We start from the raw sequence: 1,173 nt of genomic DNA, 5'->3' as shown, positions 1-1,173 counted from the left end.
GGGAGCATCCACTTTTGGCGGAAATACTCAAATAGCAAGTAAACCATTAAGATAAGCGCAACGAACAGAAAGAATGTGGTTGACACTCTCAACATTCCACTGTGCGCCAGAAATTTTTATCCTAGCTCCAATCTGTTTAATAGCAGACTCGACCGCACCCGAACCAATAGAACAAAGTTGTTCAGCCTGGTAATAGCCGTAATTGATAATACGAAAGCGATGTTTTTCAAGGTAAGCAATGAAGTTTTTCGCCTGTTTACCTCGGCAATGAACAAATAAAGCCTGAGTATTATCTACCTGACCTTGCCATAACAGAGTTTCAGCAGCTTTGAGCCGCTTTAAAGAACCACCAATTTTGTAAAGATTTTCTTTAAGGTGATACCAATCCAATATTTCCCAACGCTCAAAATGTTCTTTTTTACCAAACTCTTCGACTAAATTCCACACACCATCATGACCATCCCCTAAACAAACAAGTGGGTTAACGAGACCTTGACTATTAACATAATCAATTAATGACTGGTTGTCGTTAAAAAATGCACCATAGTAAATCCCTTGGAGACGAACGGTTTTATAGTCTCGCCAGTGACAACCTAGTTGTGGTTTTCCCCGTAGTCGAACTTTCCCCCCATCCACACTCACTTCTGACACGGCTTGTTTTGCTAGTGGTAGTTGAACATCTTGTTCGAGAACTAGTTTTTGTTGCGTTGAGTGACCGACTTTGATTCCTGTCAGTGCCTGAATCTCAAATTCCGCATTTTGATATGATTCATTGGCTGATAGCCTTAAACAACATTTTTGAAGTAATGGGCTTAATCGGCTTCTTGGCTTCAAGCCTAGTCTGTGTAACTGTTTGGCTTTTAATTTTAGTTCTCCCACTAGGCTTTTTATCTTCCTCGTTTTACCTACTTTTGTCCCAGTTTTTTGTTCAATAAAAAAAGGGCTATTTCTGGGCTGACTAGCTCTAATATTTGGCTTCTAACTGTTTTTTCTATACCTTCAAGGTCTGTCATCTGACTTTTGTCTGCTTCTTCATACAGCAGTATTGACAATTCTTGTAAGCAGGCTTTGATTCTTTCTTGTTTATCTTGGTTCATGCTTGCTGATACCCACTGTTTTCTCTGTTGTTATATTCTCCCAAAACTTGTATATCTTCCAAAAGTGGATGCTCCC

At 39.6% G+C, this 1,173-nt stretch carries 1 protein-coding gene; it reads right to left on the bottom strand.

From position 1 onward, the window contains the following. Nucleotides 1-27: 27 nt before the first annotated feature. Nucleotides 28-1,097, bottom strand: a protein-coding gene (locus tag ACM0OR_RS28270) for an ISKra4 family transposase (RefSeq protein ID WP_414579721.1) whose coding sequence is annotated in 2 segments (ribosomal slippage) — nt 28-941 and nt 941-1,097 — 1,071 coding nt in all. Because the reading frame shifts where the segments join, the coding sequence is not laid out codon by codon here. Between the last annotated feature and the right edge of the window lie 76 nt (nt 1,098-1,173).

It is taken from the genome of Anabaena sp. CCY 9402-a (assembly GCF_963920945.1).
In the GTDB taxonomy this organism is placed as follows: Bacteria; Cyanobacteriota; Cyanobacteriia; order Cyanobacteriales; family Nostocaceae; genus Trichormus; species Trichormus minutissimus.
Note: the sequence above shows the minus strand (reverse complement) of the source record. Positions and strands in the feature narration are given on the sequence as shown.